At 39.2% G+C, this 5,153-nt stretch carries 5 protein-coding genes; 3 read left to right on the top strand and 2 right to left on the bottom strand.

Translation table 11 applies throughout. From position 1 onward, the window contains the following. Positions 1 to 204 precede the first annotated feature (204 nt). The 3 genes from LKD48_RS16125 (at position 205) to LKD48_RS16115 (ending at position 3,450) form a co-directional block, all read left to right on the top strand. Entirely contained in the window at positions 205 to 969 is a 765-nt protein-coding gene (locus tag LKD48_RS16125) for an ABC transporter ATP-binding protein (RefSeq protein ID WP_308732617.1), read from the top strand. Next, the gene (locus LKD48_RS16120; RefSeq protein WP_308732616.1) at positions 966 to 3,023 is read left to right on the top strand and encodes an FtsX-like permease family protein; all 2,058 of its coding nucleotides are present in this window, start codon (positions 966 to 968) and stop codon (positions 3,021 to 3,023) included. Before LKD48_RS16125 ends, LKD48_RS16120 begins: the two co-directional genes overlap by 4 nt. A gap of 67 nt (positions 3,024 to 3,090) precedes the next feature. After that, the gene (locus LKD48_RS16115; protein WP_118612766.1) at positions 3,091 to 3,450 is read left to right on the top strand and encodes a YccF domain-containing protein; all 360 of its coding nucleotides are present in this window, start codon (positions 3,091 to 3,093) and stop codon (positions 3,448 to 3,450) included. Positions 3,451 to 3,586: 136 nt separating this feature from the next. Here the strand turns inward: LKD48_RS16115 and LKD48_RS16110 are convergent, their stop codons facing one another. Both LKD48_RS16110 and LKD48_RS16105 read right to left on the bottom strand, forming a co-directional pair. Then, positions 3,587 to 4,591 carry a calcium/sodium antiporter gene (locus LKD48_RS16110; protein ID WP_308732618.1) on the bottom strand — a complete coding sequence of 335 codons (1,005 nt, stop codon included), beginning with the start codon at positions 4,589 to 4,591 and terminating at the stop codon, positions 3,587 to 3,589. Positions 4,592 to 4,902: 311 nt separating this feature from the next. After that, a complete protein-coding gene (locus LKD48_RS16105) occupies positions 4,903 to 5,067 on the bottom strand; it encodes a hypothetical protein (RefSeq protein ID WP_308732615.1) in 165 nt (54 codons plus the stop codon). Between the last annotated feature and the right edge of the window lie 86 nt (positions 5,068 to 5,153).

Genomic DNA, 5,153 nt, shown 5'->3' with positions numbered 1-5,153 from the left:
CGCCATATAAAATTGCTATTCTGTCTGAATGCAAGCATTCACAGAAAGCAATTTTGCATGGCTCTGAATAGTTACCAAAAATCTTTATTTCTTACACTACTGTAAGTTTTAGGGCGGAAAATGTAAGCCAATTCAATGGCAATGCATTTTCCGTTTTGTTATACTATGCCTTGTAAGAAAGAATTACAGGAGGTACTTAATACCATGACAATACTTGAAGTAAATGGATTGAAAAAAATATATTCCACCCGCTTTGGCGGCAATAAGGTTGAGGCACTGAAGAATGTAAATTTCAGTGTAGAGCAGGGCGAGTATGTTGCTATTATGGGCGAATCTGGTTCAGGCAAAACAACACTTTTAAATATCCTTGCTGCTTTAGATAAACCAACTGAAGGCAATGTAATTTTAGATGGCAATAATCTGTCAAAATTGAAGGAATCTCAAATCTCAGCATTTCGCCGTGACAATCTCGGCTTTGTATTTCAGGATTTTAATCTGCTAGACACCTTCACACTTGAGGACAATATTTATCTTCCACTTGTACTTGCCGGAATACCTTACAAAAAAATGCATGATCGTTTGGTGCCAATCGCAGAACGTCTTGGTATCAGCGCATTACTTAAAAAATATCCATATGAGGTTTCAGGCGGACAAAAGCAGCGTGCCGCAGCTGCCCGCGCATTAATTACAAATCCGAAGCTTATTTTGGCTGATGAACCAACTGGTGCACTCGATTCAAAGGCATCTGATGAGCTGCTTAGTTTATTTTCAGAGATTAACCGCACCGGGCAAACAATTGTAATGGTAACGCATTCTGTCAAGGCAGCCAGCACTGCCGGACGTGTTTTATTTATTCGAGACGGCGAGGTTTTCCACCAAATTTACCGTGGAAATGATACTGATGAACAGCTGTATCAAAAAATTTCTGATACACTGACACTTCTTGCAACAGGAGGTGATCGCCGATGAAAACAGGATTTTACCCGAAGCTTGCCTTCGACGGCATAAGGAAAAATCGCAGGATGTATGTTCCATTTATTTGCACCTGTATTGGAATGGTGATGATGTTCTATATCATTTCTTATCTGCACTACAGTGATACAATTGCATCTATGAATGGCGGCCAGATCATGCGCTCTACGCTTAATCTTGGCAGCATTGTAGTAGGTATTTTTTCCTGTATTTTTCTGTTTTACACAAACTCCTTTTTAATTCGAAGACGAAAAAAGGAATTTGGTCTGTATCACATTCTTGGTATGGGAAAACTAAATATTGCACGCATTTTATTTTGGGAAACGCTTTTGACAGCAGTGATTTCTCTTGTTTTCGGCATAGGTTTTGGCATTTTATTTTCGAAGCTTGCTGAACTTGCCATGGCTCGTCTGACACACGCTCAGATTATTTATTCCATGCATATTTCACCAGACTCCATTTTATTTACACTAACTGTATTTGGCTGCATTTTTATTCTGCTATTTTTTAATACACTCCGTCAGATTCATTTTTCAAATGCTATTACACTTGTTAAAAGCGAATCTGTCGGTGAAAAACCACCGAAGGGAAATATTCTTTTAGGTCTTCTAGGTATGATTTGTTTAGCTGCTGCCTATTATCTTGCAGTAACAGTTGCAGATCCTGTATCAGCACTTGGCATGTTTTTCATTGCTGTCATTCTTGTTATCGTTGGAACTTATCTGATTATGATTGCAGGCTCTGTGCTTTTCTGTCGTCTGCTACAGAAAAATAAGCGCTATTACTATAGGGCAAATCATTTTGTGTCGATCTCCTCGATGGTCTACCGAATGAAGAGAAATGGTGCCGGACTGGCTTCGATTTGTATTCTTGCTACGATGGTACTCGTCATGCTTTCCACTACAGTAAGCTTATACTTCGGTATGGATGATGTATTATCAAATCGCTATCCGTATCAATTTAATACAACTGTTTTATATAATTCCTTCGATACAATGTCTGATGAAAATACAGCATCAATTCGCAAGCTTGCATCTGATGCTATGGATAAATATGAATGTACACCATCCAATGTTTCTGATTATCGCTCTGCCTGTTTTTACGGCTATTTAATTGATAATGACTTTGTATGCGATACTCCGTTTGACAGCCATTCTGAAACAGCAAATTACCTTGAAGGCAAAATATTTTACTTCGTTCCACTTTCAGATTACAACAAAATGATGGGCACGAATGAAACTCTTGAATCTGATGAAGCGCTGCTTTTTTCAACTCGGGACTCTGCTTATAATGAAAGCACGATTTCCTTTGAGCATGGCATGACATACACAATCAAAAAGCAAATTGACAAATTTAGACCTGACGGCAATTCAATGGCAAATATTTCCACTACATTTGTCTTAATCGTTCCAGACATTCATGCGGCAGTTGATGCCATTGCAGCATTGCCTGGTAATGAAAAGTCCGTTTACTTTTATTGGCACTATAACTTTGATACCAACTTAAATCGTGATGATCAGATTTTACTGGCAAATGATCTTTCATCCACTATTTCTGATTTTTTCACACAAAGCTATAAACAAAACACAGGAATTAAAAGCTGCCAATTTGAAAGCCGCGCTGCCAATTATGAGGATTTCTTCGCTGATTTTGGTGGGTTGTTCTATCTGGCAATTGTCCTTAGCATTGTCTTCTTGCTAGCTGCTGTATTGATTATCTATTACAAGCAGATTTCAGAAGGCTATGAAGATCAGGCACGTTTTGATATTATGCAAAAGGTAGGCATGACAAAAAAAGAAATTCGAAAAAGCATCAACTCACAGCTTTTGACTGTCTTTTTCCTGCCTCTTGTCGGTGCCGGTACTCATTTGATCTTTGCCTTTCCGATGATTAGAAAAATCCTGCTGCTGTTTAATTTAACAAATCTGCATCTATATACAATTGTTACGTTAATCAGCTTTGGAGCATTTGCGATCTTCTACACAATTGTGTACCGCATCACATCAAACGCATACTACCATATTGTAAGTGGTGCCTCTAACAGCAGATAATCTTGACTTTCTCGCTGAAAATGTGTATCCTCTTCTTAAATTAATGTAAGAAAGGAAGGAAAATTTTATGGGTTGCCTTGGGAATATTATATGGATGCTCTGCGGAGGTCTTGTCAGTGCACTAGGATATTTAATTGCCGGATGTATTTGGTGTATCACCATTGTGGGAATCCCGGTTGGCATGCAATGCTTTAAGTTAGCCGGCCTGGCACTTTTTCCGTTTGGAAAGGATGTTACATACGGTGGTGGACTTGGAAGCTTTTTACTAAATATCATCTGGGCCATTTTCTTTGGTATCCCGATTGCACTGCACTCTCTATTATGGGGCTGCATCATGTGTATCACCATAATCGGTATTCCATTTGGTCTGCAGCATTTTAAAATGGCAAAGCTGGCGCTGATGCCTTTTGGAACAGTTGTGTATTAATTTAATCATACACAAAAGCTTCGAGAGCTCTTTCGTACAGAGTTCTCGAAGCTTTTTTATGTTTTTGAGGATCCCAAGCTCAAAGCCTTTAGTGCAAGCACGAACGGCTTTTGAAGCTTTTGACCCTGGTATCATTTTATCGAAGAATAATATAAACCGCATAAACTAAATACATTGCTACCATTGCAATTCCTTCTCTTCTGCTGATCTTTTTCTTTGTCGCTGCAAAAATCCATACAACAACTGAGAATACTACTAAAATGATAATATCAATCACATTTTCGCGAATCAGGCTGACTGGATTGATTGCAGATGCAATTCCAAGGACCATTAAAATATTAAAAATATTTGATCCGACTGCATTTCCTACTGCCATATCAACCTCATTTTTGCGCGCTGCTACAACAGATGTAACAAGCTCTGGAAGTGATGTTCCAATAGAAACAATAGTAAGTCCTACAAGCGTCTGACTCATTCCAAGATCAATTGCAATGCGGCTTGCCGTATCTACAGTCAAATCTCCGCCAATCGCAATTGCAATTGCACCGCCAACGATATAAAGAATGCTCTTAGGATATGACATTACCTTTAACTCTTCTGCGTCAAATTCGTCATTTGCTTCGACTTCTTTTCCCTCTGCTCTTGCCTTCATCGCACTTTTTATCATCAGTCCAATATAACCTGCGAAAAGGATAAGAAAAAGGATTCCATCAAAATGGCCAAGCGTCATGCCAGTTGCATCACCAACTGCAATCATTCCAAGACCAAGCAGCAATAATGCACAGATAATTGAAAACGGAATATCGCGCGTTACTGTCTCTCTTTGCACATAAATTGTAGAAAGAATAGAACAGACACCGATAACAAACATCAAATTGAAAATATTTGACCCGACTACATTACTGATGGCAAGTGTATTGTTATCTACTAAAGATGCAGTTACACTGACAGCTGTTTCAGGAAGTGATGTTCCCATTGCTACAATTGTTAATCCGATAATAATGGACGGCACTGCCAGCTTCTTTGCTACGCTTGAGCTTCCCTCCACAAAAAAATCCGCTCCTTTTACCAAAAGTGCAAATCCTACTACAAGAAGCAGAATTACAACGAAAAGCGGTGCACTGTTGATGAAATCACCCATCATTTCCTCCTTTTTTATTCCGCAAGATACGTTATTAACAAATAAAAAAGACCCATGTATGCGTACACTAAAAAAACGCATACATGAGTCTCATTCTTTAAGATTTGCCAGGCAAAAGCCGGGGTTGTTGACAAACCACGATTATCGCGAACTACTCCCTCACGGAATATTATTTTGTTTTTTAATTGCTAACTAACTTGTTAACGCAGAATACTATACCATATACACTAAAGGAAAGTCAATCACAAATTTTAATAACCATTCACCTTCGGGCTTTGTTATAAATATTGGCTTATCTGTAAACTATAACGTTAACTCCAGCCATCCGGCAGATACTTCTTTGTGTTTGCAACCATAGTGCGAAGCAGCTTGTCAGCATCATCTTTGCTGCAGGTAACAAGCGGATCACGGCGAAATGCACGAAGCGTGATACTCCCACGCGCGATCTTGCGAACGGGCGGGGCTTCTTGAGACATGGTAGAACGCCTCAAAGGGCCATCACAAGCCCTCTACACCCTGTTACGAGCTTACCTTTAAGCCGTCTTTTTTGCGGCTGTTTGTT

It is taken from the genome of Anthropogastromicrobium aceti (assembly GCF_020687335.1).
GTDB lineage: Bacteria > Bacillota > Clostridia > Lachnospirales > Lachnospiraceae > Anthropogastromicrobium > Anthropogastromicrobium aceti.
The sequence above is the reverse complement of the archived record's forward strand: the minus strand, read 5'-3'. Positions and strand labels throughout refer to the sequence as shown.

What these genes read in the sequence shown, in the direction of transcription:
- LKD48_RS16125 (WP_308732617.1), top strand. Translation starts at nt 205, where the DNA reads ATGACAATACTTGAAGTAAATGGATTGAAAAAAATATATTCCACCCGC.
- LKD48_RS16120 (WP_308732616.1), top strand. Translation starts at nt 966, where the DNA reads ATGAAAACAGGATTTTACCCGAAGCTTGCCTTCGACGGCATAAGGAAA.
- LKD48_RS16115 (WP_118612766.1), top strand. Translation starts at nt 3,091, where the DNA reads ATGGGTTGCCTTGGGAATATTATATGGATGCTCTGCGGAGGTCTTGTC.
- LKD48_RS16110 (WP_308732618.1), bottom strand. Translation starts at nt 4,591, where the DNA reads ATGGGTGATTTCATCAACAGTGCACCGCTTTTCGTTGTAATTCTGCTT.
- LKD48_RS16105 (WP_308732615.1), bottom strand. Translation starts at nt 5,067, where the DNA reads ATGTCTCAAGAAGCCCCGCCCGTTCGCAAGATCGCGCGTGGGAGTATC.